Raw genomic sequence first — 21684 nt, forward strand, 5'->3', positions numbered from 1 at the left:
ATTACCCCTTGGCGAACAGAACGGCTTTAAACGTGACAGGGTTCGTCGTGTTTCCGTAGCAGATCATGCGGACGTAGGATGCGGCGCTGGGAAGATCGATCAGGCCAGTGGTTTCGCTGTTTGCGGTCACATCGCCGCCGCCACTCCACAAGTCTGAGATGTTGGTTCCATCGTTTGCGTCGGAAACCTGCAGCGTGAACTGGCCCTGCACGCCGGGGGCGCTGCTGCCGTTCTTCACACTCCAGGCGATATCGCCGCCATTGAACGTGCGCACATCCACCCACGCGCCCGTGGTCGCCGGTGCGGCCTTGGTCCCGCCAGTCGATGCCGCTGCGGCCAGGATCGTTACAGTCGAGCGGGTAGGTGCGGTCATTTCTCGGTTCCATCAGGGTTGTACATGGCGGTCTCGACATCGAGTCGAGTCACCAGATCGGGCTTGCGGGCCAGGGCCTTGAGCTGCTCGATGTGCGCTTCACTCAGGATGCCGGCAAGGGCAAGCTGATCCAGCAGGGCATGCGCCCCGGGATCGCCGATGTCCAGCCCGGCATCTTGCCCGAGGAAGCGCAGCGCATAGGCGACAGCGACGTTTTGCGGCGCCGCGGTTTCGAGCGCTGTCAGGATCGCCGCGCCGTCCTGGCACTGCGTCAGAACCGCTCGAGCGGTGATGAAGCGCTGCTTCGAGACGAGCGGCGCGCTTGCGTTGAGCGCGGCGGCCAGGCCGTCCAGATCGCGCGCGGCGCGCAGGTCAGCCAGTTCCGGGCGCGCCAGGATGCGGTCGCGGATGCTCATGGTCAGGCCAATGTCAGCACGCCGGCGGCCGCATCGAAGTCGACGGTGACGGACTCGCCGTCGAGCAGCGTGATGCTGTCACCACGGTCAACGAAGCCGACCAGGGGCTTGCCGGTAGCGGTGTCGTTGTAGACGACCGCATAGCGGAACGGGCCGATCGAGCCTCCGGTAGCGGTGATCACTTCGTCGGCAATCGTGACCTTGGCCGTGCCGCCGGCTTCGGTCAGGGTGACCGAGTCGAGCGCGTAGCCGCCCGCCACGTAGCCACCGCCGGCCGCTACCTGGGTGATGTCAGCCAGGACGGCATTCGTTGCGACCGGCGCCGTATTGGTCAGCGCGACCTTGAGCACGTGCGCGCCGAAGTCGTGCTTACCGCGCAGCACCTGCTCGGCGAAATCTTGGAACTTCTGGAGTGTGGGCATGTGCTGCCTTTCGGTATTCGGTGAGGCCGCCGGCACTCGGCGAGCGGCAGGGGATTACTTCAGCGATTCGGCGTAGGTGACGGCGGCCGGATCGGTTATTTCTTGGCGCGGGTGGGTTTGGCCGGCTCGGCGCCTTCCGGCGCATCCGCGGCGCCCAGCGCGATAGCCGCAGTCTCCAGCTCGGGCGGGCATTCGTCGCCGGCCTCGTACTGGACCGGGTAGATCTCGCCGTCAGGCACGCCCAGGAATGGCTTGGTGAGTTTCATCGTTACTCCAAATGAAAAAGGCCACCCGAAGGTGGCCTCATGTGACTTGTTGTACTTCGCTTTGGCTAGCCGTAGCGAGCCAAAATCTCTTTGGCCCACGCGACTAAGTCCGCCGGACGCTGGCCGGCAGGCTGCATGGTCACCCAGAGCTCGAGATTCTCGGGGCGGTTATCTGACCTGACCCCATTTATATGGTGGACGTTTTCACCAGGGAGAAGGTCACGCCCGAGCATTTCAGCCATTACAGCGCGATGTTCATGCACCTGACCTGAGCCTCTTGCCTGCGGGTGCGATGGATCGGACCAACATACGTAGCCGAGTCGATCGATCCGCTTTGCTTTCGTGCGAACTCGCGCTACCGGCGCATCCATATCGCGGCCACTCTTGCGACGCATATAGTGCGCGCCACACAAGCCGAAAGCCGAGCCGGGCTCGGTGACTCCATCGCATCCTGGATGCCTGCAGGGGGAGCCGACCGGCCGACGCTCCGAAGCTTTTGGCTTCATCGGTCCGCCGGCAAGAGGATCGCCGTGCTTCCTAAAGCGAGTGTAATGAGCGGAGCAATAACCTCTTGCTAGAAAAGGCATCCCGCAGTCTTCGATCGAACAAATTCCCGCCATTCAGCCCTCGCATTGTCAGCCTTTACTTTACATCACAAAGGCCGACAATGCTGAGTTTGCCTACATCGCTTAGGCGGCTGCGATCCGCATAAACTTCATGCATTCGGGATTTTCCAAACCACCACCCACCCGTTTAGTTGTATAAAACATTACGTAAGGTTTTTTCGTGTATGGGTCTCGGAGCACGCGCACACCCACGCGGTCCAGGATCTTGTACGCGCGCTTGAAGTCGCCGAAGGCGATCGACAGGGCGTTGGCGGCGACGCCCGGCATGTCCGGGATGTCGGCGATCGCGTAGCCGGCCAGGGTCGACGGCTGTCCGGCCTGCAGCGACGGCTGCCACAGGTAGTTGCCGTCCGAATCCTTCAGCTTGCGGATGCGCAGCATCGTGTTGCGGTTCATGGCGAACTTGGCGTTGCCGGTGAAGGTCTCGGGCAGGGCATAGACCAGGTCGAGGATCGAGTCGCCGGTGATGCTGCCGACGGCGCCCGAGCCGATGACTTCAATGCCGCCCAGCGGGTGCAGGCCGGCGCCGCCGGCAGCATAGGTCAGCAGGCCGCGTGGCTTCTTGGTGCCGTCGCCCGAGACGAATGCCTTACCTTCCTGGTAGGCGAACTCGACGTCGACTTCGCCGGCCAGCCACTGCTCGATGTCGATCTCGCTGTCATCCAGCATCTGCTGGGTGGCCGAGGGGTTCGCGTAAATCTCGCCCCAGCTGTAGCCCTGTTTGGCAAGCTTCGAGGTTTCGGTTTCGCCGCGGACGTCTTCCTCGCCGACCCAGCCGGAGGTGGTGCCACGCTTGTTGACCAGCTTCTCGTAGCCGGTGCCGCCCACTTTCTGAACGCTGCACAGCGAACGCATCGGCGACACGATCACGAGCTTGTCGGTGACCGTGCGGTCCCATTCCACCGGCGAGGTGAAGCCGCCGTCTTCGGCGACGCCCTTGTTCAGGGCCGCTTGCACGTCGCCACGGCGCATGTGTGCCTGGAACGCGTCGCTGTATTCCTTGTCCTTGACCTGGCGCCCGCCACCAGAGCCCATTTCCATTGCGGCCATTTTGGTGTTGCTGGCGTCAATCGCGGCCTGCAGGTTCGCGATGTCAGCGTTGATCTTCTCGACTTTGCTCGCCTGGAGTGGGTCGTTGATGCCGGCCTTCAGGTCGGCGAGCTGCTTGGTGTGCTCGTCCTTGAAGGTGGCGAACGCCTGCTGCAGCGAGGCGACGAGCTGGGTGACGTTGCCGCCATCGGCGCGCACGCCACTGACAATGCCGCGCGGCGCCGGCTTTGCTGCGACGGCCAGTTCAGCAGCCTTCGCCAGCATGATGCGATTGTTTTTCATTGCTTTACCCTTTCAGAGTATTCAGGAGGTTCTGAAGCGAGGCTTCAACTTGGGTGTCGCTGCCAGCGCCCGGCGTGGCATCGGGTTCTCCGGCAGCGCCCGGCTTGCCGTTGAATAGTGCGTTGAGCGTCTCGCGGCGCGCGGCCCGGGAAAGGCCGGACTTCGCCAGCGAGGACTCGACGGTGGCCAGCACCTTCATGTGCTGCGCCGCCTTTGCGTCCTTGGTGATCGCCGCACGATCGAGCTTGCCGGTGGCGAAGCCCTTGGCGACAGCGTCGGATGCGTTGATGTAGGTTTCGTCGTCCATCATCTTCGCGATTTCCTTGGCGTCCATGCCGGTGCGCTCCGCGTAGAGGTCGCGCATAGCGTTGTCGAACGGCTCAAGGTAGGCGGCAGCTTCAGCCATGTCATGCCGGTTGCCGGCGGCGACCACCCAGGCGTTGTGGATCATCAGGTGCGTCCCTTCGCCCATGTTGATCTCGTCGCCGGCCATGGCGATCACGGAAGCGGCCGAAGCGGCAATACCCATGACGTTGACCGTGACTTTCTTCGAATGGGCGCGCAGCAGGTTGTAGATCGCCACGCCTTCGAAGAAGTCGCCGCCCGGGGAATTCAGGTTGACCGTCACCTCGCTGTCGCCAATGGCGCGCAGCGCGGCGCCAATGCGGCGAGCGGTGACACCTTCGCCGTCCCAGGTTTGGCCGATCGGCGCGTACATGCTGATCGTCTTGGCCTCATCGCCCGCCGCGGCGCGCACGCCGGGCTCCCAGGCGTCGAGCGCATCCTGGCGCAGATCGAACTGCGCGGTGGCGATGCGGGCATCAGCCTTGATTTCAGGTAGTTTGATCAGGGACATTCGCTTTCCTCGTGAGGGTGCTTTCGAGCGACTCGGCAACCGACTCGCTGCTTTTCGGTAGTTCTTGGAGGTCGCGGACCTCGTTCGCCTTCATCCAGGGCTGGCTGCCACCGGAGCCCAGCGCCTTCGCGAAGAAGTCAGCTTGGTCTTTTAGCGTGCCGCGGAGGAGGGCGCGCTCGTTGAACTTGGCGTAGTACAGATCGCGCTCGCGTTCGCTCAGGAGCTTGAGTGCAATCTCGTCTTCCCAAATGTTGAACCAGTGCTGCAGGCCGTACTGAACGAAGAAGATGCCCAACTGCTCGATGCCGGAGCCCCAGGAGGTGTCGTCCATCATCAGCAGGGGGCGCGGCACGCCGAAAGCGCGGGCGATTTCCTCGATCTGGTGATTCCGACCCTCCAGCAGCTGCGAGTCATCAGCGGTGTTCGCCCATTTATCGGCCTTGATTCCGTCTTCCAGAACCATCCACTTGTGGGCGTTCTCCTGACCCGAATACCGCTCTTCCAGGCTGTCGCGGATGTTTTTGATCTGCTGGTCGTTGAGCTTGCTCGGGTAGGACAGGGCGCCGCCGGCCATGACGCCGTTCTTGAAGATGCGAGCGGCTGCTTTCTGCGCCTGCAGGGCCAAGCCGATCGATTCCTTCGCCTTTTTTACGCGCGACAGCCCGACAAGGCCGTGCTCGTCGTCAGCCAGGTCAGCCAGGTGAAGGATCTCGCGAGCCGGTAACGCGACGATTCCGCCGTCCGGGCGCCGGTATTCGTAGCGCACGGTGAAGTCGTCGTTCATCTTCGGCGTCACCTTGTCGGAGTCCAGCGGGATGAGCCGGACTACGGTGTTGCCGCGCCAGATCACGCGCGCGTAGGCGTTCCCCTTGAGCAGGGCGCGTAACTGCATCGTGCTCTTGAATTTGTAGGCGCCCTGGAACTCGTTCGGGCGGCTTTTCAGCACGCGATACAGCGGGTGCTCGGTCGCGTAGGCTTTCTCGTCGCCCCGGGCCGTCAGGTTCAGCGGCAGCATGCCGATCGACTCGGAAATCAGGCTTACGCAGCGCAGGATCGCCATGTTCTCCAGCGAATTTGACGCCGTGACATACTCGCCGCTCGCGGTCTCGCCGCCGCGCATGTATTCCATCAAGTCGGCGCTGGTCAGCGACGCGAACGCCTGGCCGCCCGCCTTTCGTACCGCCGCTGGACGCGACTCCGCTTCCCGCCAGTGCGATGTGGCGGTTAGAGCGTCGAATAGTTCCATGGGGTTCCTTAAAACATTAAGATGCCGCGGTCGTTGTAGGCGGATTCAACGGGCGCCGCTATGGAATTGACCAGGCCTGCGGCCATCACGGCCGCAATGATCAAGTCGATCCGGCCCGTAGCCTTTTCCTTGTCCAACTTCCGATTGCCGGCGGCATCCTGGTCGGTCACTGCGTTGCCGGCGCACATCGTCAGCACCTTGTGCCCGTTGTGCGCCAGCTCGCCGTTGAGCAGCATCGTTTCGAACTGCTCGATGGCCGGGCTCATATCCTTGTAGCCTTGGCCGAAGGGCGTCATTTCCGGAAGGCTGATACCGTCGTCGGCAGCCATCTGCTGCAAGTCCTCGATCCGCCAGCGGTCGTAGGCGCAGCCGATGATCTCGAAGAAGTCGCACATGCCAGACAGCTTCTGCAGGATGATCCGCTTACTGATCGCCCGGCCTGGAGTGGTGTGTAGCAGGCCCTCGGCCTTCCATTGCACATACGGCACTCGGTCCTGATCCGCGCGGCGCTGCAGATCAGCGTCGGGCAGGTAGGGGTATGGGACCAGCTTCCATGGCTCACCATCCGCGACCGGTTCGACCAGGAAGACCAAGCCGGTAAGGTCGGTCGTGCTGGCCAGGTCGAGCGCGGCGATTGCGCGACGCCCTCGCAAATCCTCGACGTCGTAGTCGAGCTTCGCCGCCTTCCAAATCTCGTGGCTAATCCAGGGCGACTCCGCGTCCGTCCACTGGCAGAAGTTCAGCCGGCGCACCAGCGATTCCTTCGACGGCATGCCTCGAGCTTCGGTCACTTGCTCGCGGATGTACTTGTATCCGGGCAGGTTCGCGTCCTGAAGGCTTGGATTCGCCTTCGGCCAGCAATCTTCGCTCTCGAACGGGTCGTCGCCCTCATCAAGTGCGCAGATATAGGGGAAGAAAGCGTCGTCGATCAACTCCCCGGACGCGACCTTTGCGGCGTACTCGTGCGAATTCCAGCAGGGCGACTTTCGGCTTGCGCCGGCGTTCGTGATGATGAAGATCAGCGCCTGGCGCCGGCTCTTCGTACCGGCGCGCAGCATCTCGAGCACAGTCGCCGTCTTGTGCTCGTGGTACTCATCCACAAGCGCCACGTGCGGCCGTGGCCCCGACTGGCCGTCATCACTACTGATCGGACGGAAGAATGAGCCGGTCTGCAGGTATGCGAGGTTCCAGGCCTTCTCGCCAGTGCCACTCTTGGTCAGGCGCCTGGACAACTCCGGCGACTGGTCGTGCATGGCCACAGCGTCGCGGAACAGGATCATTGCCTGATCCTTCTTCGTCGCAGCCGAGTAGATCTCGGCACGCGCTTCGCCATCGGCCACCAGCCCCTTCATCCCGAATCCAGCGGCTAGCGGCGACTTGCCGCTGCCTTTCGCAGTCTCCACGTAGGCGACACGGAAGCGCCGGTAGCCGTCCGAGCCCTTCCAGCCGAAGATGCTGCCCACTACGAACTTCTGCCAGGGCAGGAGGATGAACGGCAGGCCTTCGAAGTCGCCGCCGTTCAGCTTCAGGACATCCTGGTAGAAGCCGATTGCCTTCAGCGCCGCCGCCAGATCCCACACCAGTCCGCGCTTCGGACCCTCCCTCAGGTCTTCCAGGTGGCGCGCGCACTGTGCTCGCACATGAGGGCCGGCAATCCGAGTGCCGTCAACAACCTCCTGGGCGTACTGAGTTACCGGGTCAGCCGAAGTACTCCCCGATCGGGTCTTTCTTGTCTTTGTCGTCGTCATCGGGCTCTTTCGCATTCACCTTCGTGCGCGCCGCCGGCGTGAGGCCGAACTCGACCAGGTAGCTCTTGAATTGCGCGTCGGCCGCTCGGAGCTGATTCACGGCCGGATTCGTTTTAATCAGGGTGCCGCCCTCCGACTGAGTCGTGTAGGTGCGGCCGTCGCGCTCGATCAGATCGCGGCACGCCAAGATATCGGCGTAGCAGTCGCATAGGCGCTCAAGCGCGAAGCTGTCGGCCTCGGTTAGCACGCCCATTCTGTCAAGAAGGACAACCAGACGCCCCCATGCCACCTTTGCCTCATCAGCTAGATGCGCGGGGCAGGATGGAATCTGGCGCGCCGGCTTGGGCTCCTTCTTGTTGGTCGCGCGCTTGCCGGGATTGCCCTTGACCAGCTTCAGCGCGGTCGGTGTAGGGCGGCGTCCGGCCATGATTTCAGTCCTAGAAAAAAAGTCTCAATTCGCGGATGTGCGTAAAGACGGGACGGGCGGTCCCTTCGATTGTTGCCTTGCGGACATTTGATGGGGGGTGGGGGCTAGACGGGCCAGCCGTCCTCGCCGACCGTCTTCCGAGGGCGCTTCCGCTTACCCTGCTCGACCTCAGTCTTCACTGAGTGGCAGGATTCGCAGATCGCTTCCAAGTTCGATGGATGATCGGTCTTGGCGCGAAGCCAGCCAAGCCGGCTGGCTTTGGCCTTGCTGACTATGTGATCGACAGCGTGCGCGTTGGTTCCTAGGCGGCCGGCGCGCTGGCAGGGCTGGCACAGCCCACAGTCGCGCCTCATCACCTCGTTGCGCACCTTGACCCAGGCGCTGTCGTAGCCGCGCTCGTGCCGGCTCTTCGTGCCCCACGCCATGCAACTCTCCGTCTATAGCAGGGTCAACACCTTATCCTGCCTGCTTATGTTGTCCTTGGCCCATGCGGGCCGCAGGTTGGGCAGCGCCCAACATTGCCTGAAGGCATCCGAGTCCTCCTCAATGATGCCGAACGACGCTACAGGAATGATGTGGTCAATGTGGATCTCGCCCGCCATGAACCACTCCCAGCTCATGCCCTTGGTGAACTGTCGCTCAAGGTGCATGCGAAGATCATCGGCTGTGTAGCCAAGCAACTCTGCCATGCGCTTGCCGCTCCGGCCCTTCTGCAGGGTGACGCGGAGTAGGGCGCGGACCCGATGCTTGAGGGTGAACTCCAGATCGGTGCCATAGCGCGCATGGAACGCGGCTCTTGCCTTGGGGCGCCGACGCTCATTCAGCGCATCCACATTCGCTGCTCGGTACTCACGCATCTTCTCAAGGCGATCTTCGTGATTTCTGAAGTGCCGCTCTAATGCGCGCTGCCGCTGTGCCTCTGCGTTCTCGACGTAATATGCGCGGACAGTCGCGCACAGCCGCTCTTTGTTTGCCTGGTAGTGCGCTCGTCGCTGAGGCAGCCGCTCGTCGCGGTGCTCGGCATGATCCTCGGCGCGGCATATGCGGCATATAGCGCGTCGGCCATCTGGACTGCGTTTATATGCGTGGAAGAACTCGGCTGTTGCTGGCTTGGAAACTTTGCAGCGCGTGCAGGTGCGGAATACGGTAGTATCGGCGTCAGCCATGATGACTCCTGAGGTCAGATTGGTTAGAGCCCGGCCGGTGTTAGCGCACCTGCCGGGCTCGTCAATTCTACCCCACTGTATTTGCATACAGTGCATCATTTACTTCACTGCTCGCTTGCGCTCCACAGTGCCGGTAGCGACGGGCAGGGCAGAGAGTCGCGGGCCTACGGTGCGCAGCTTCGATTTCAGGGTGGTGAGCTTCATGCCTTCTCCGGGACCAACGCCGCCAGCTCATGCAGCAGCATGCCTGCGCCCGGCCTTCCGTATCCCTTGTGCTGCAGGATCTCCATGGCGCGCTCAGCCTCGACCAGGCGCTCGCAGATGCGCTGCAGTGCGGCGTTGTCGGTCACGCTGTACACCATCGCTGGGCGGTTGCCTGTGACAGCGCGGATGATCTGATGGCGGTAGCAGTCGTGTTCAGGGGCGCCCATCTCAGACCTCGACCCGCACGCCCAGGTTGGTCAGCCTGCGGATGGTCTGCGTGCTTGGCGCCCATCCGGTGAAGTGATGCACGACGAGCAGCAGCTTGAGCGCCGGGCCGAACCACCAGCGTGGGCGGACATGCAGGGTGATGCTGAGCTGAGCCATGCGGGACCTCGAATAAAAGAAGCCCCGGCAGCGTTGAGCTACCGGGGCGAAGATGCCGATCGATCAGGATGGCATTGGAGACAGGTTGTGGCGGCCGGTGCTACACCCGGCGACGCCTAAGGCGGTACTTTGCAGGGCAACAGCCCCTCTCCGCATTTCGCCACACGGCTGCCGACTGGTGCGCTCCACCGGGAGCCCCCAGCAGCCAATCAGCATGCGTGTGGTCACCGGTTACGCCGGTGAGGCGCGAAGCTTCCCATGAGGCAGGGTTTGACAAGTAAAGGTCGTGGCTGACAGGGCGCACGGCTTCGTTTTGCAGCGGTGCCAGGGCGCTGCGCTTCGGGTGCTGCGGAAGTGAAAAAGCCCGCTACCTTTCGGTGCGGGCTTGCGACAGGCGAGCACGGTCAGCAAGGGTGCTGGGTGTTCGCCTGCCTCGGGTGACGGTGGCGCCGAAGCGCGCATTACGTGGATCGAGGGAATTAAGAACTACAGTTTACGGGTGTTCGCAGGGCTGCGCAATACCGCTGAGCAAATAACTAAGCCGCCGTGCGCATCTTCGCGCCGGCCCGGGCGCTGTGCGACTGGAACATGCATTCCAGCTCGCTCTCCATGCCTTTGATCAGCTCCACCTCGATCGCGCCACCTTTGATCGGCTCGCGGCCGGTGCCGTGGCAATGGGTGCATGCGCGCCCGTCGTTGATCTTCGTCCCGTTGCAGACCTCGCAGCCGCCGGCCAGCCAGTGCGCCAGGCTGACGCGGGCGATCTTGGCGTACATCGCGTGCGCCGCCTTGATGTCCCATTCGTGCTTGATCTTGAGCCAGCCGCGCGAGAGACCCTTCTTGGTGACCTCCTCGGTCCAGACGCGGAGCAGGGCGCCGAGACCATACGTTCCGCTCTCGATTGCCTGACGCGGCACGCCGGCCAACTTGGCGCGTGCGAGCATCGAGCCGAACACGCTGCCGGAGCCGCCGGTGAGGTCGGCCAGGGCAGCGGCAATGAGCGGCTCGGCTTGTTGGTGCTGGGCGTCGTCCAGGAGGTTCGACGCGCTCAATGCGTGGATATAGCGATCTGCGAACCCCATGACTTTCTCCGTTAGACGACCGGGCTAGCGTACCATATTGGGCCTAATTTTTGCCGAAAATAAACTGTAATCTGGAAATATTATTGAGTCGAGCCACACCACAGAACGACTTAACTACGGCGCGTCCCGACGCTGCGATAAACGATGTTCGGTCATGCGGCAGCCAAGTCGACCAAAGCAGCCAGAAACCGGCCTGCCGCATCCTCTTTCGTGTCGCAGCTGCGCACGCCGGCGCCGGTCAGAGCGTTGAGCCGAGCGCGGCCATCTGCGGGCGTCATGCCGGCCAGGTCGGCGGCGAGCTCGGGCATGTGCTCGTTGAGCCAGGCGGCAAGCTGGGCGGCGTGGGTCATGCTGCTAGCTCCAGTGGCAGGAATATCCGGCGCTGGGCGGTACCGAAGTGCTCCGGGTCCATTTCAATGCCAGTGAATGCACGACCGGTGTTGCGACAGGCCACGCCAGTGGTACCGCTCCCCATGGCGTTGTCCAGCACGTGGTCGTCCGGATTCGAGTAAGTGCGCACCAAGTACTCCATGAGCTTGAGCGGCTTCTGCGTCGGGTGGTAGTTGCCGCGCTGCTTGTCACTCGAGAAGAATTGAACGCTGCGCGGGTACCGGCTGGTCGAGTCGTACTCGGCCAGCTTCAGCGCCTTGCCGTAGCACTCGCTGTCGACTGTCCGACGCGAAGTCTTCTTGCGCGCGTGGCCGTGCGTGAACTGCGGGTTGTAGGTGGGCTGGCCCGGCGCAAACACGAGTACTGATTCGTGCGCACGCAGCGGCGCCTTCTTCGCATTCAGGAAGCCGGTGGCGTTGCCTTTCTCCCAAACCCAGTCGTACAGGAACCAATCCGGCTTGCTCATCACGAGCGCGCTGGTGAATGGTTGTGCGGCGGTCAGCACGACAGCGCCGCGCGGCTTCAGGACGCGGCAGTACTGCTCCCACAGCGGTGCGAGCGGGATCACCGAATCCCAGGCGCAGCAGGTTGTTCCGTAGGGCAGGTCGGCCAGGATAAGGTCAACGGTACCGCTCGGGATCTCCCGCATACGGTCCAAGCAGTCGCCCAGCATCAGGTTCGCGGTAGAGCTCACGCCGCCTCCCTCTTCAGTTCGCGCAGCTTGGCGCGGTAGGTCTCCTTGATCCGCACCAGTTCCTCGACGGTCAGATCCCGGCTCGGCGGCGCGTACTCGAGCGCCTCCAGGTCGGCGACATATTGCTCGCCATAGCGCCCGACCAGGCCGGCGCGGTACTTTGCGCGCGTGGTGCCGCCCGGCTTGTTGCAGCCCTTGCGCTGCTTGTGCACGTTGCGCTCGTCGAAGCGGAGGTGCGAGGCGTGGCCGCGGCTGATGTAGTGGCCGGCATCCCAGCCGCCGCCTACCAATGAGCCTTCGCCGGCCGCCGCGAACGAGCCGCAACAGATACAGGGCTGGTCGCGGTCTCGCTCGCGAATGTAGGCGTTAAAGGCCTCTTGCGCCTCGGCGACGTACTGCGGCCGGCGCTTGAACTTCGCCAGCTTGGCGCGGGTGTCGGCGCGGTCGGCGGCGACCAACTTGGCGGCCAGGCGCTTCCGTTCGGCTACGGCGACCACTTCGGCGCAAGTCGGCGAACAGGCCTTGTGGGTCATGCTGCGCGGCTGGAAGCGGTTGCCGCAGCCCTTGACGGCGCACTTGCGGGTGCGTGCGGGCTTGAGGGTGCTGGTGCGGGCGATGGGGGAGCTGCGGGTCAGGGTCATGCGGCCTCCAGCATTGCGGCGATAACGTCACGCGCTGCCGGCGGACAGACGGCGTTGCCCAGCATGTGCACCGCCTGGTCGTGCTTGGTCGGCAGAATGTAGTCGGCCGGGAAGCCCATCGCGGCCCGGCATTCCTGGGCGGAGAACATGCGCATGCGGTCGCCGTCGATGATCGCGTGGCGGTCCTTGGTGGTGATCGTGCCAACCGGGCGCTGGATCGATCGGCCGCCCTTGGTGCCGCCGTAGTAGCTGCTGATGAAGCGATCGCCATGCGCGGCGCGGCCGGCGGCGATGCGCGCAAGGGTATTGGCGGCGCGGCCCGGCTTCTCGATCGGCTGCCAATTACCGGCGCCGAAGTCGATGAAGCTGGCGGCCGGCACGTGGGCGCGCTGCTCGAGTTGGATCATTAGCGGGTGCTTGGCGCGGACGGCAACAATGAACAGGCGCTCGCGGTGCTGCGGCGCGCCGTGGTCGGCGGCGTCGACGATCATCGGCGTCAGCGCGTACCCGAGCGCATCCATGGCGGCGCACCAGGCCGGGTACAAGGCCCAGCGGGTGAACTCGGGCACGTTCTCGATGACTGCCAGCGCCGGGCGGTGATACTCGGCGGCCGACACGACAGCCCAGGCGGTCGAGCGGCTGGCATCGTGCTGAGGGTTGCCATTGGCCTTACCGCGCGCCTTGCTGTGGCCCTGGCAGCAGGGAGAGGCCATCAGCAGGTCATGCGCGGGCACCTCCATCCAGTTTGCCTGCTGCAGGTCCTGGCATGCGTGTTCGGCGCCTGGATGGTTCTGCGCATGGATCGCCACGGCCGCCGGCCAGTGGTTCGCCGCCCACACGACTTCGATGCCGGCCATCTTCGCGCCGGTGCTGAATCCGCCGGCGCCGGCGAACAGGTCGATTGCTTTCATGCTGTCTCGGTTTCCTTTTTGTTGTTCATGCGATTCTCCGCAAACGCCCGCCTAGGCGCCTCATCCCTGGCCCGCAGGAACAGCACACAAGCCTGCCCATCCCAAGCCTTGACCTCGTCCCGGTCGACGCAGTAGCCGCGGCCCTGGGCGGCTTCCTCGCTGCGGCCGACGATGGAGAAGCGGGAGCACATGACGCAGTGGGGATGGTGGCGGGTCATGGTCAGCCCTCGTGTCCGCATTGGTCGTAGCCGTGGCAGGTCGGACTGCAGTACAGGCACGTTTTGCGCGCCAGGCCGCCGCGATCGCGGTAATGGATCGTGCCACTGACGAGCTTCGCTTCTGGTGTCTGCGTGCGGCAGTACGCGCACGGCTTGTGCCCGTCGCGCGGCGCGTAGAGGGCGCGGCGGCGCTCGATCTCAGGCGCGAGGCTTTCGGCGCTCCAGGCCAGAGTGATTTCCGCGCCGATCTTCGGGTAGGGGTATGCGCCGCTGACGGTGCCGTAGGTCTGCTTATAGTTGTAGTCGACGAAGATCTCGTCCAGGGTCGGAGCGACCCAGCCTTCGGCGGCCGCCTTCGCTGCCTCGACGTCGCCCCTCGTGATGCGGCTCGGCTCCGACTTGACGTAGAGGCGCGGACGACAGCGGCGCACGCCCGTGACAGCAATCGGCTTGGCTTCGTATTGTTCGATGATGAAGATTTGTGCCGGCACGCCATCAGGCAGCAGGGCCTCGATTGCCTCGGCGTCGCGCGCGGCGATCAGGCTGCAGTAGTGGTCGTATTTCTCGCGGTTCGTTTTCATGATTCCTCCTTGTCGTTTTTTGTTGTTCATCGCACCACCTGCAGCGCTGGCTGCGCACCGCCGGCGCGCCGCGCGTCAGCCCAGCGGAAGTCGCACACGAAGGCATGCTCGTGCAGCCGGCTGTGCACCCGCTCGCCCACGTAGCGCGCCAGGTTGTCGAATGGCTGGTTGCTGATCACGATCACCGGCTTGGCCTCGTTGTAGCGGCGGTTGATGATCTCGGTCAGCAGCAGGTTGGCGTTCTCGGTGGCCCGGATGGCGTCGATCTCGTCGAGGATCAGGACGTCGTACTGAGCAAACCGCATGATCTCGGCTTCCTCACTCTTGCCCTCGCGGCCGTAGGTGGCCTGGATCTCGCTGATCATGCCGGCGGCGGTGATGTAGCGGATCGAGCGCGAGGCCTTGGAGATCAGCGACTGCGCGAGCTGGCAGGCGAGCAGGGTCTTGCCGGTGCCAGTGGTGCCGACCATGATCAGCGCGGCCCAGGCGAGCTCCTTGAGGATGAAGTCGCGGTACAGCTGCACGGTGCGCAGGACGGCGCGTTGCTCATCGGTGCTGGCGATGAAGCGCTGGCCGACGTATTTGGCCGGGATCGAAGCGGTCGCCATCAGGTCCGCGGCCCGAGTCTGCAGCCACTTCGCGCGGGTGTCGGCCGCCATCGCCATCTCCAGGCACTGCGGGCACTGCCATTCGGCGCCGACGCGGGTCAGGGCTTCGGCCTCGCCGTGCTGCGGGCATGTGCCGACGACCATCGCCAGGCGCGGGCCGAAGCCGGCCAGCAGGCCGCCAACGGGTTGCAGGGTGTCGTCGCTCATATGTCGATTTCCTCATCGGGACCAGGGGTGGTGATGCCGTGGCGGGCCATGCTTGCCTCCATCGCGGCCCGGTCGCCAGAGCGGTCCAGGTGCGAGAAGTTGAACTTTTCGTTGACCGGCGCGGCGCCCCGTCCGGAAGGGGCAGCGGCGCCTGGGTTGAGCAGCTTGTCGACGATCGGGGCCAGGTAGTTCGGCGGAATCGAGCCGGTCGGCTTGTGCTCGCGGGCCATGCGCACCGCCTCGGTCAGCGTCTCGGCCTTGACCCCGGCGTCAGCCCAGGCGATCACGGTCGGATGCGTCGACAGGGCCGTGACGCCCAGCGGCCGGAGGATCAGCGTCAAGGCGAGAGCAGGGCTCGGCGGCTCGACCGGAGCTTGCTGTGGTGGCAGCGGCGCGGCGCTCGGGGCGTCCAGGTCGCCCAGGTCGTCAGGCAAGGCGGCGACTTCGACGGGCGCGGCAGCGCCGGTGTTGTCGTTGTTGGGGGTATCAGGGTTCGGAGAATCAGGAATCGGAGAATCAGCCGGATTGCCATCATCCTTGCCCGGTGCTTGCACCGTGCTTGCACCGTGCCCATCTGGTGCAGGGATGAGACTAGCCTTCTCGTCCCTGTGCGGATTCTGATGCTTCCTGAATGCCAGCACCTGAATAAACCGGGCGCCATCAACTTCGTATCGTTTCAGGAAGCCGGATGCCTGCAGCTCGCCCAGGGCGGCATCGACGTCCACACTGTCAGCAGGGAACAGGTTCATCTTGATGCGCTTGGGCTTGTCCTCCAGGCGACCTTCACGGTCGGCCAAGGTCCACAGGCCGATGAATAGCAGGCGGGTAGAGAAGGGCAGTTCGACAAGCTCCTCGTTCGTGAAGAAGCCGGGTTTAATGTTGCGTGCGCGTGCCATGTATCAGTGCCCCTTCTCAATCAGCGGAATCTGCCGGGGGTCCGATTTATCGATCACGTAGATCACCGTGCGGCGCGGCCCGGTCAGCACCTGGTCGCAGTCCGGATCGCCGGCAAGCACGGCGATGCCAGCCGCGGCGTAGCAGACGCTCGAGCGCTGGCCGGCGAACAGGCAGCCGTCGCACTCGCCGAAGACGGGCGCCTGGACAGCCTTGATGCGCAGGGCGACGAGGTCGATTGGCTCGGCGGTGTCGCCTTCCCAGCTCGGGGAAAGGATGTTGGTGGTCATACCTCGGCAGCCTCCACCATGACCACGACGGCCTGCTTGTTCGTGGCGCGGTGCCAGATGCCCGCAGCAGCGTCGTACCCGGCCAGCCAATCGGGCAGGGCAGGCGAGTGCCAGTTCATGTTGTGCGAGTCACGAGTGCGGCCGGCGTTGAATGCGTCGGCGCCGCGCTGGCGCATGGTTTCGCGGGAGACGATCTGTTCAGCCATGTTCAAGCCCTCGCCGCACCAGCACGCAGGGCGCGCTCGGTCTCGAATGCCGCCTCACGGACGTCAGCCAGTTCCTTACAGGCCTGCTCGATGACATCCTGGGATGCGCCGGCGCCGACCTTGAGAACCGCTTGCGCAGCTTCGGAGCCTTCTTTGATGATGCTGCTCGCGTGAACCATCGGGTTGAACGCTGGGGTCTCGGCGTGCTCCGAGCTGCGGACTTCGAGGCCCAACGGCCGGATCAGTCCGCCGACAACTTGCAGGCGCAGATCGATCGGCAGCGCGGCCAGGATCGACGGCAGGAAGTTCACCGGCAGCAGGTTGGTGTCCTTGCTCTCGTCGTCCAGCCAGCGGAAGACGCGGTCGGCGTTGACTTTCAGGCGCTGGAACGCGTCACGGGTGTTCGGATCGAAGGTGATATCGGTGATGGTCGGGCCGTCGATCTCTTCGTGCTTGGCAACGATTTCTTGGACGACGCTCTCGCGGCTCCAGCCTTCCCGCTTACGCCATTCGACTACGGCAGCGCGGATGGTGCCGATCAGGGTGTTGTGCGAATCGTTGCGCATGCTTTTTATCTCCGGGTCAATTACTGTTCGTGCTATGGATATTTCGAACTACACGCCGACATTTCGACGCCTTGGGCTCCGCGCTATCGGCGGCGCGTCGCCGAACACCGAAGCATTGAGCTCGTATCGAGTGACCTGGCCGCCGAGCTTCTCTTCCACCTCGCGGCAGCGATCGGCTGGAACAAATCCTTGAGTCGCCCATTTCTGAATGGCTTGCGGCGTCAGGCCCAGCATGTTTCCAAGCGCGGTCTGACTTCCTGCAAGCCGTATAGCTTTCGCAATTCCGGTTTCCATGATCTGGCCTAAGTTGTTGTCTACAACCCTAGGTTACAGTAAAGCGGACTCTGCTACAACTAAAATTTGCAGTGAGCGTTACAACGATTGCTTGTAAGATGGATGGATGGAAACTATGGCAACACGAATTCAGAACTACCTGCAGGAGAAGAACGGCGGCAATCAGTCGGAGATGGCGCGCTTCGTCGGCGTGTCGCCGCAAGCGGTGCAGAAGTGGATTGCCGGCCAGGCCGAGCCGCGCGGGAAGAACCTTGAGCTTGCAGCGCAGTTCCTCGGCGTGACACCTTCGTTATTGAAATTTGGGACTGAGGTCGGGGCCCCGACCGTGGTCGCCCGGCACCCGGACGACCCCATCCCTGATGATGTGGTTATGGTTCCTGAGCATAGAGTGGAGTTTTCCGCCGGCAACGGGCGCGTGCACTACGAGATCATGGACGATAACGAGCCGGCCACTTACCGGCGCAGCTGGTTCCAGAAATACGGAATTAATCCAGATCGTGTCCGTCGTTTCCGGGTGTCCGGTGACAGCATGGAGCCACTGCTATTCGCGCGCGACACCATCCTGGTGAATCTTGATGAAACGCAGGTAATTGACGGCCGGCTTTATGCGCTGCGATACGGAGACCAATTGCGCGTCAAATACCTTAGCCGACGCCTGGACGGAACGCTTATTTTACGCAGCGTTAATCCGGCATATAAGGACGAGGAAGTGCCTGCCGAGGCGGCAAATGAGCACATCACAGTTATCGGCCGCGTGCGCGATAGAAGTGGTACTGGCGGGTTATAAAAGCGAAACGGCGCGCTCGGATGCCGCCTGAAAAAAGGAGGTAGGGAATGAAAGAACTAGGAATTGCGATCTTGGTGGCCGGCCTGCTGCTTGGCGGTTACGCGCTGAATATGGACGTCAGCGTTCATGTGCCAGCCCAGGATTTCGGCTACGGAATTCGCACCCCGGCTGCTGATGTGGCGAACATCGACAGGATGGCGCAGCGCCAAAACCTTCTCATCTTCTCTGGCGTTTTAGCCGTTGTGGGCGCGATCCTCACCGGCTTCGCCTCGATGCGCCCGGCCGCGCTGGCGCCGGCGCCCGTCCAGTTGCGAGAGGGTGAGGGGCTGCTTGATTTCCTGGACGAGAAGCCAGCACCCAAGGTCGCTAATGCGCCTTCAGCGGTCTCTATCTGCCCCAAGTGCCGCAGCATGGGCGGCGGCGACGACACTGAATGTGGAAGGTGCGGTGCCGCGCTTCAGGCTTGACCACCCGCGCCTCGATCTGCCGCAGGATGATGATTAGGTGATTGACGGCTCTATGCAGACTCATTAGTTCCACCAACCATGAAAGATCACATGAGAGATTTCCCGGTAATACTGAATTTCGCCAATGACCTAGCCGAGTTGGGGATAAAAGGAAGCCCGCCAGACTACCTGCCGGACTCCTTTGCGGAGCTCCCTATGCGTCAAGATGAGCTCTGTTTCCCAGATCATCTCCGCTGGGGTGATGGATCACCCGTCGTATTTATCGTGGTTAGCCGGCTTTTCGTTTCTAGTGCTAGCGGCGTCAAGCGTTGCGATTTGGTTTTAGGTGCGCAAACCGAGATTCGACTTCAGAATTTGTAAATTCAGGCACGATGCGAATAGGACTGATAGGCGCATCATGGAACTCAAAACCCAATGCCCGCAGTGCGGCGGCAAGGTCTTTAAGCACCCCGCCGATTTGAACCTTGATAGTGAGGTGACCTGTGTCGGGTGCGGACGCACTGACAAGCTCGAACAGTTCGTCACCGCCGAGACCCGTCATCGCCTCATCGAGTCGGTCCAGCAGGCGACTATCGATGCGCTCTCGGGTATCCCTGGATTTAAGAAGTGAGAAGATCCTGGCGAGGTCTCTTCGGTAGTCGCTGAAGTCAGCCTCCAACCTCAACGCCACCGGCTTCAAGGCCGTTTGATCCTGTAGTTCCATCCCATCCTCCACGCCCGCACTCGCGGGCTTTTTTACGCCCGTGCGCCGGCGCCGCGCCGCCAGATCCAGCCTGGCCAACTCATCGTAAGACATCTGCACCACGGTTACAACTTTCGTTACAACTTTTTCTTGCAAGATGAGTTCGCTTGCTGTAACCTGAAGTTGTAGTTAAGAGCACGCAACCGAACTCACCCACGAGCCCCGACTGGAGAACTAAATGATTCAACTTGGACACACCTACCGCGACAAGATCACCGGCTTCATGGGCGTAGCTACTGGCTATGTCCAGTACCTCACTGGCTGCAACCAAGTCCTTCTCGCGCCACGCTGTGGTGAAGATGGCGCACTGCGCGATTCGCAATGGTTCGATCAGCAGCGCCTGACGCATGACAACTTCCACCCAGCTGTAACCCTCGACAACGGGGCAACACCCGGCTGCGACAAAGCCGCCCCAAAGCGCTGACGCGCTAACCCATGCCCTCGAAATGCGCTTCTCGGACTACGACGATCACCTCGTACAGCGCCGACTGCGACAGCAGGACCTTGCTGACCGAGCCTACGACGAAGCCTGCGCAGCTGCAGAGACGGAGCTGAGGGAAGAGTGGGACGACGAGACGTACCAGCCAAGTGAGTCCGACGTTCACAGGCTGGCGATGCAGAAGTTGCAGCACGTGCCCGGCGCCCGGTAAAGCGTCGGTTGGCAGGCCCGGCCGAGACAGTAGGGACAGTGGGAACTGAGCATGCCCTGACAGGCCGGGAAAGACCGGCGCCACACGACTGGCGATTGGTTGCGCCGCCCAAAGCGTGCCCCGCATCAGGGGCTTGTAGCGGAGGGGGTGAAAGCGGTAAGTGACCTCGCAATAAGTTGGACTGACCGGCCAACCGCCAGTCGCCAGTCGTGTGGTGACCGCTGGCCCAGCGCCTGCACCGCGACGAAGTAGGGGCTTCGGCCACCACACAACAACTACACGGAGAAAAGCATGGCCTGCAACTGCAAAAAGGACATCGAGGAAAAGCTGCTGAACCGCTTCAAGGAAATGAGCCCGGAGGCCACTGGCCATCAGGTCTCGCTGACTGGCTACGCGCTGATCCTCGGCGACAAGCTCGAGCAAAAAGGTTGCATGACGATTTCGGCTGAGGCGGCATTCCCTTTGAAGAAGGGCGGCACGAAAGCGAAGAAGCAGACCCAGAACATGATTTTCACGTTCTGCCCGTTCTGTGGCGTCAAGTATTCCGAAGAGGTGGCCGCATGACCTTCCTCATCAAAGCCAAGTACCCCACCGGCACCGCGACTTACACCGCCATCGGTAATCGCGATTCGCTGATGGATGCCGCGTATGACGGCGGCGCGCTGGCGGTAACCGTGATGGTGTCGAAATGAGCGAGCACGAAATCCGCGCCGCTGCATGGAAGGCTGTCGGCGTGCTGTTCTGGGTCGCCGGCGCCGTGAGCGCGATCGTTGGAGGGCTGCCGGGATGATCCGCCGCCTCGCCACCGCACTCGTCATCATCATGGGCCTGCTGATTCTGGGCGCGAGCCTGGATGACATTGGGACCCGAACTGAAATTAATTGGAGCAGCAAATGAAAAGCCTCTTCAAACCAGCAGAACATACCCAAGCCTACATGAAGGCTGGCTTTATGGGCCTGGCTGGCTCGGGCAAGACTCACACCTCGGCAAACGTCGCCATCGGCCTGATTCAGTACCTGCAGGAGCGGGGCATCGAGTACGCCAACAAGCCGGTGTACTTCCTCGACACCGAGACCGGCAGCGACTACGTGAAGCCGCTGTTCGATCAGGCGGGCATCAAGATGATGCAGGCGAAGACCCGCGCCTTTGCTGACCTGGTGCCGGCGGTGCAGGAGGCGGAGCGCAACGGCAGCCTGCTGCTAATTGACTCGATCACGCACTTCTGGACGGAGTTCACGGAGTCGTACGCCCGCAAGCGCAACCGTCGCCGCGGCCTCGAGTTTCAAGATTGGGCCTTCCTCAAGAGTGAATGGCGCCGTTTCACCGACGTCTACGTGAACTCGGCCCTGCACATCATCATGTGCGGCCGCATGGGCTATGAGTACGACTTCTTCCAGAACGAAGAGAACGGCAAGAAGGAGCTTGAGAAGACCGGCGTGAAGATGAAGGCCGAGACCGAGACCGGCTACGAGCCGTCCATCCTCGTGTTGATGGAGCGCCAGATGGAGTTCGAGACCAAGCGCCAGATCCGCCGGGCCTACATCCTGAAGGAGCGCTTCAACGTCATCGACGGGAGCGAGTTCGTCAACCCGACCTTCCGCGACTTCCTGCCGCACATCGAGCTGCTGAACCTGGGCGGCGCGCAGCTGGGCGTCGACACCAGCCGCAACAGCGACGGGATCATTCCGGAGCTCGGCAGCGCGCACGACTGGAAGTACCGCGAAGAGCAGCGGCAAATCTACCTGGAGAAAATCCAGAACCTGATGACCGAGCACGGAATCTCGGGCCGCTCGCAGGATGGCAAGGAAAAGGTCATCGCCCTGCTGAAGAAGCACTTCCAGACGACGGCCTGGCGTGAAGTCGAGAGCTACAAGCTCGACGAGATAAAGACCGGCTTTGACTCGCTGCACCTGGAGCTCAACGGCGCGCCTTACTTCGAGAAGACCAACGGCGGCGCCGCAGTTCAACTGGACGACGTCCCGCTCTGACC

The 21684-nt window shown here is 62.8% G+C and carries 33 protein-coding genes; 5 read left to right on the forward strand and 28 right to left on the reverse strand.

Annotation, left to right across the window (positions count from 1 at the left end; translation table 11 throughout):
• Window position 1: 1 nt before the first annotated feature.
• From IM543_11240 to IM543_11370, 27 genes are all read right to left on the reverse strand, one after another.
• Entirely contained in the window at window positions 2-373 is a 372-nt protein-coding gene (locus IM543_11240) for a hypothetical protein (protein ID QOY96336.1), read from the reverse strand.
• Window positions 370-789, reverse strand: coding sequence for a hypothetical protein (locus tag IM543_11245; protein QOY96337.1), 420 nt, complete (start codon window positions 787-789; stop codon window positions 370-372). Before IM543_11245 ends, IM543_11240 begins: the two co-directional genes overlap by 4 nt.
• Before the next feature lie 2 nt (window positions 790-791).
• Window positions 792-1211 (reverse strand): hypothetical protein, encoded by a 420-nt coding sequence (locus IM543_11250; GenBank protein ID QOY96338.1) that lies wholly within the window; start codon window positions 1209-1211, stop codon window positions 792-794.
• Between the two features lie 95 nt (window positions 1212-1306).
• Window positions 1307-1477, reverse strand: a complete 171-nt coding sequence (locus IM543_11255; GenBank protein QOY96339.1) for a hypothetical protein — start codon at window positions 1475-1477, stop codon at window positions 1307-1309.
• 65 nt (window positions 1478-1542) lie between these two features.
• Window positions 1543-1848, reverse strand: a complete 306-nt coding sequence (locus IM543_11260; protein ID QOY96633.1) for an HNH endonuclease — start codon at window positions 1846-1848, stop codon at window positions 1543-1545.
• Between the two features lie 318 nt (window positions 1849-2166).
• Window positions 2167-3435, reverse strand: coding sequence for a phage major capsid protein (locus IM543_11265; protein ID QOY96340.1), 1269 nt, complete (start codon window positions 3433-3435; stop codon window positions 2167-2169).
• A gap of 4 nt (window positions 3436-3439) precedes the next feature.
• Window positions 3440-4291: a Clp protease ClpP gene (locus tag IM543_11270; GenBank protein ID QOY96341.1), complete on the reverse strand. Its 852-nt coding sequence runs from the start codon at window positions 4289-4291 to the stop codon at window positions 3440-3442.
• Window positions 4269-5537, reverse strand: coding sequence for a phage portal protein (locus tag IM543_11275; protein ID QOY96342.1), 1269 nt, complete (start codon window positions 5535-5537; stop codon window positions 4269-4271). The genes IM543_11270 and IM543_11275 overlap by 23 nt, the downstream gene beginning before the upstream one ends.
• Window positions 5538-5545: 8 nt before the next feature.
• A complete protein-coding gene (locus IM543_11280; protein ID QOY96343.1) occupies window positions 5546-7285 on the reverse strand; it encodes a terminase large subunit in 1740 nt (579 codons plus the stop codon).
• Window positions 7236-7712, reverse strand: a complete 477-nt coding sequence (locus IM543_11285; protein QOY96344.1) for a phage terminase small subunit P27 family — start codon at window positions 7710-7712, stop codon at window positions 7236-7238. The genes IM543_11280 and IM543_11285 overlap by 50 nt, the downstream gene beginning before the upstream one ends.
• Window positions 7713-7816: 104 nt before the next feature.
• The gene (locus IM543_11290) at window positions 7817-8137 is read right to left on the reverse strand and encodes an HNH endonuclease (protein ID QOY96345.1); all 321 of its coding nucleotides are present in this window, start codon (window positions 8135-8137) and stop codon (window positions 7817-7819) included.
• 12 nt (window positions 8138-8149) lie between these two features.
• Window positions 8150-8878, reverse strand: a complete 729-nt coding sequence (locus tag IM543_11295) for a hypothetical protein (GenBank protein QOY96346.1) — start codon at window positions 8876-8878, stop codon at window positions 8150-8152.
• Window positions 8879-9078: 200 nt separating this feature from the next.
• Window positions 9079-9309, reverse strand: a complete 231-nt coding sequence (locus IM543_11300) for a hypothetical protein (protein ID QOY96347.1) — start codon at window positions 9307-9309, stop codon at window positions 9079-9081.
• A 1-nt stretch (window position 9310) separates the two neighbouring features.
• Window positions 9311-9466, reverse strand: coding sequence for a hypothetical protein (locus IM543_11305; GenBank protein QOY96348.1), 156 nt, complete (start codon window positions 9464-9466; stop codon window positions 9311-9313).
• A gap of 536 nt (window positions 9467-10002) precedes the next feature.
• Window positions 10003-10548 (reverse strand): hypothetical protein, encoded by a 546-nt coding sequence (locus IM543_11310; protein ID QOY96349.1) that lies wholly within the window; start codon window positions 10546-10548, stop codon window positions 10003-10005.
• Between the two features lie 152 nt (window positions 10549-10700).
• A complete protein-coding gene (locus IM543_11315) occupies window positions 10701-10898 on the reverse strand; it encodes a hypothetical protein (protein QOY96350.1) in 198 nt (65 codons plus the stop codon).
• The gene (locus IM543_11320; GenBank protein ID QOY96634.1) at window positions 10895-11611 is read right to left on the reverse strand and encodes a site-specific DNA-methyltransferase; all 717 of its coding nucleotides are present in this window, start codon (window positions 11609-11611) and stop codon (window positions 10895-10897) included. Before IM543_11320 ends, IM543_11315 begins: the two co-directional genes overlap by 4 nt.
• Window positions 11612-11628: 17 nt before the next feature.
• Complete coding sequence (locus IM543_11325) at window positions 11629-12273, reverse strand: recombination protein NinG (GenBank protein QOY96351.1); 645 nt, start codon at window positions 12271-12273, stop codon at window positions 11629-11631.
• On the reverse strand, window positions 12270-13184 hold the full coding sequence (locus tag IM543_11330; GenBank protein ID QOY96352.1) for a DNA cytosine methyltransferase: 915 nt from the start codon (window positions 13182-13184) through the stop codon (window positions 12270-12272). Before IM543_11330 ends, IM543_11325 begins: the two co-directional genes overlap by 4 nt.
• Window positions 13181-13402, reverse strand: a complete 222-nt coding sequence (locus IM543_11335) for a hypothetical protein (protein QOY96353.1) — start codon at window positions 13400-13402, stop codon at window positions 13181-13183. The genes IM543_11330 and IM543_11335 overlap by 4 nt, the downstream gene beginning before the upstream one ends.
• A 2-nt stretch (window positions 13403-13404) precedes the next feature.
• The gene (locus IM543_11340; protein ID QOY96354.1) at window positions 13405-13983 is read right to left on the reverse strand and encodes a hypothetical protein; all 579 of its coding nucleotides are present in this window, start codon (window positions 13981-13983) and stop codon (window positions 13405-13407) included.
• 26 nt (window positions 13984-14009) lie between these two features.
• Complete coding sequence (locus IM543_11345) at window positions 14010-14798, reverse strand: ATP-binding protein (protein QOY96355.1); 789 nt, start codon at window positions 14796-14798, stop codon at window positions 14010-14012.
• Entirely contained in the window at window positions 14795-15694 is a 900-nt protein-coding gene (locus IM543_11350; GenBank protein ID QOY96356.1) for a hypothetical protein, read from the reverse strand. Before IM543_11350 ends, IM543_11345 begins: the two co-directional genes overlap by 4 nt.
• Before the next feature lie 3 nt (window positions 15695-15697).
• Window positions 15698-15982: a hypothetical protein gene (locus tag IM543_11355; GenBank protein QOY96357.1), complete on the reverse strand. Its 285-nt coding sequence runs from the start codon at window positions 15980-15982 to the stop codon at window positions 15698-15700.
• Window positions 15979-16188 (reverse strand): hypothetical protein, encoded by a 210-nt coding sequence (locus IM543_11360; protein QOY96358.1) that lies wholly within the window; start codon window positions 16186-16188, stop codon window positions 15979-15981. The genes IM543_11355 and IM543_11360 overlap by 4 nt, the downstream gene beginning before the upstream one ends.
• A gap of 2 nt (window positions 16189-16190) precedes the next feature.
• Window positions 16191-16754 (reverse strand): hypothetical protein, encoded by a 564-nt coding sequence (locus IM543_11365; protein QOY96359.1) that lies wholly within the window; start codon window positions 16752-16754, stop codon window positions 16191-16193.
• Between the two features lie 48 nt (window positions 16755-16802).
• Window positions 16803-17048, reverse strand: a complete 246-nt coding sequence (locus tag IM543_11370; GenBank protein ID QOY96360.1) for a helix-turn-helix domain-containing protein — start codon at window positions 17046-17048, stop codon at window positions 16803-16805.
• Between the two features lie 115 nt (window positions 17049-17163).
• Between IM543_11370 and IM543_11375 the strand changes: the two genes are divergently transcribed.
• Window positions 17164-17835, forward strand: coding sequence for a helix-turn-helix transcriptional regulator (locus IM543_11375; protein QOY96361.1), 672 nt, complete (start codon window positions 17164-17166; stop codon window positions 17833-17835).
• Between the two features lie 47 nt (window positions 17836-17882).
• Complete coding sequence (locus IM543_11380) at window positions 17883-18302, forward strand: hypothetical protein (GenBank protein ID QOY96362.1); 420 nt, start codon at window positions 17883-17885, stop codon at window positions 18300-18302.
• 301 nt (window positions 18303-18603) lie between these two features.
• On the opposite strand, the gene IM543_11385 is transcribed toward IM543_11380, so the two are convergent.
• Window positions 18604-19140 (reverse strand): hypothetical protein, encoded by a 537-nt coding sequence (locus IM543_11385; protein QOY96363.1) that lies wholly within the window; start codon window positions 19138-19140, stop codon window positions 18604-18606.
• Between the two features lie 82 nt (window positions 19141-19222).
• On the opposite strand from IM543_11385, the gene IM543_11390 reads away from it, so the two are divergent.
• The 3 genes from IM543_11390 (at window position 19223) to IM543_11400 (ending at window position 21682) form a co-directional block, all read left to right on the forward strand.
• A complete protein-coding gene (locus tag IM543_11390) occupies window positions 19223-19468 on the forward strand; it encodes a hypothetical protein (GenBank protein QOY96364.1) in 246 nt (81 codons plus the stop codon).
• A gap of 517 nt (window positions 19469-19985) precedes the next feature.
• Complete coding sequence (locus tag IM543_11395) at window positions 19986-20258, forward strand: hypothetical protein (protein ID QOY96365.1); 273 nt, start codon at window positions 19986-19988, stop codon at window positions 20256-20258.
• Window positions 20259-20629: 371 nt separating this feature from the next.
• Window positions 20630-21682 (forward strand): AAA family ATPase, encoded by a 1053-nt coding sequence (locus IM543_11400; protein QOY96366.1) that lies wholly within the window; start codon window positions 20630-20632, stop codon window positions 21680-21682.
• The last annotated feature ends 2 nt before the right edge of the window (window positions 21683-21684 follow it).

Source organism: Massilia sp. UMI-21 (assembly GCA_015277795.1).
In the GTDB taxonomy this organism is placed as follows: domain Bacteria; phylum Pseudomonadota; class Gammaproteobacteria; order Burkholderiales; family Burkholderiaceae_D; genus Telluria.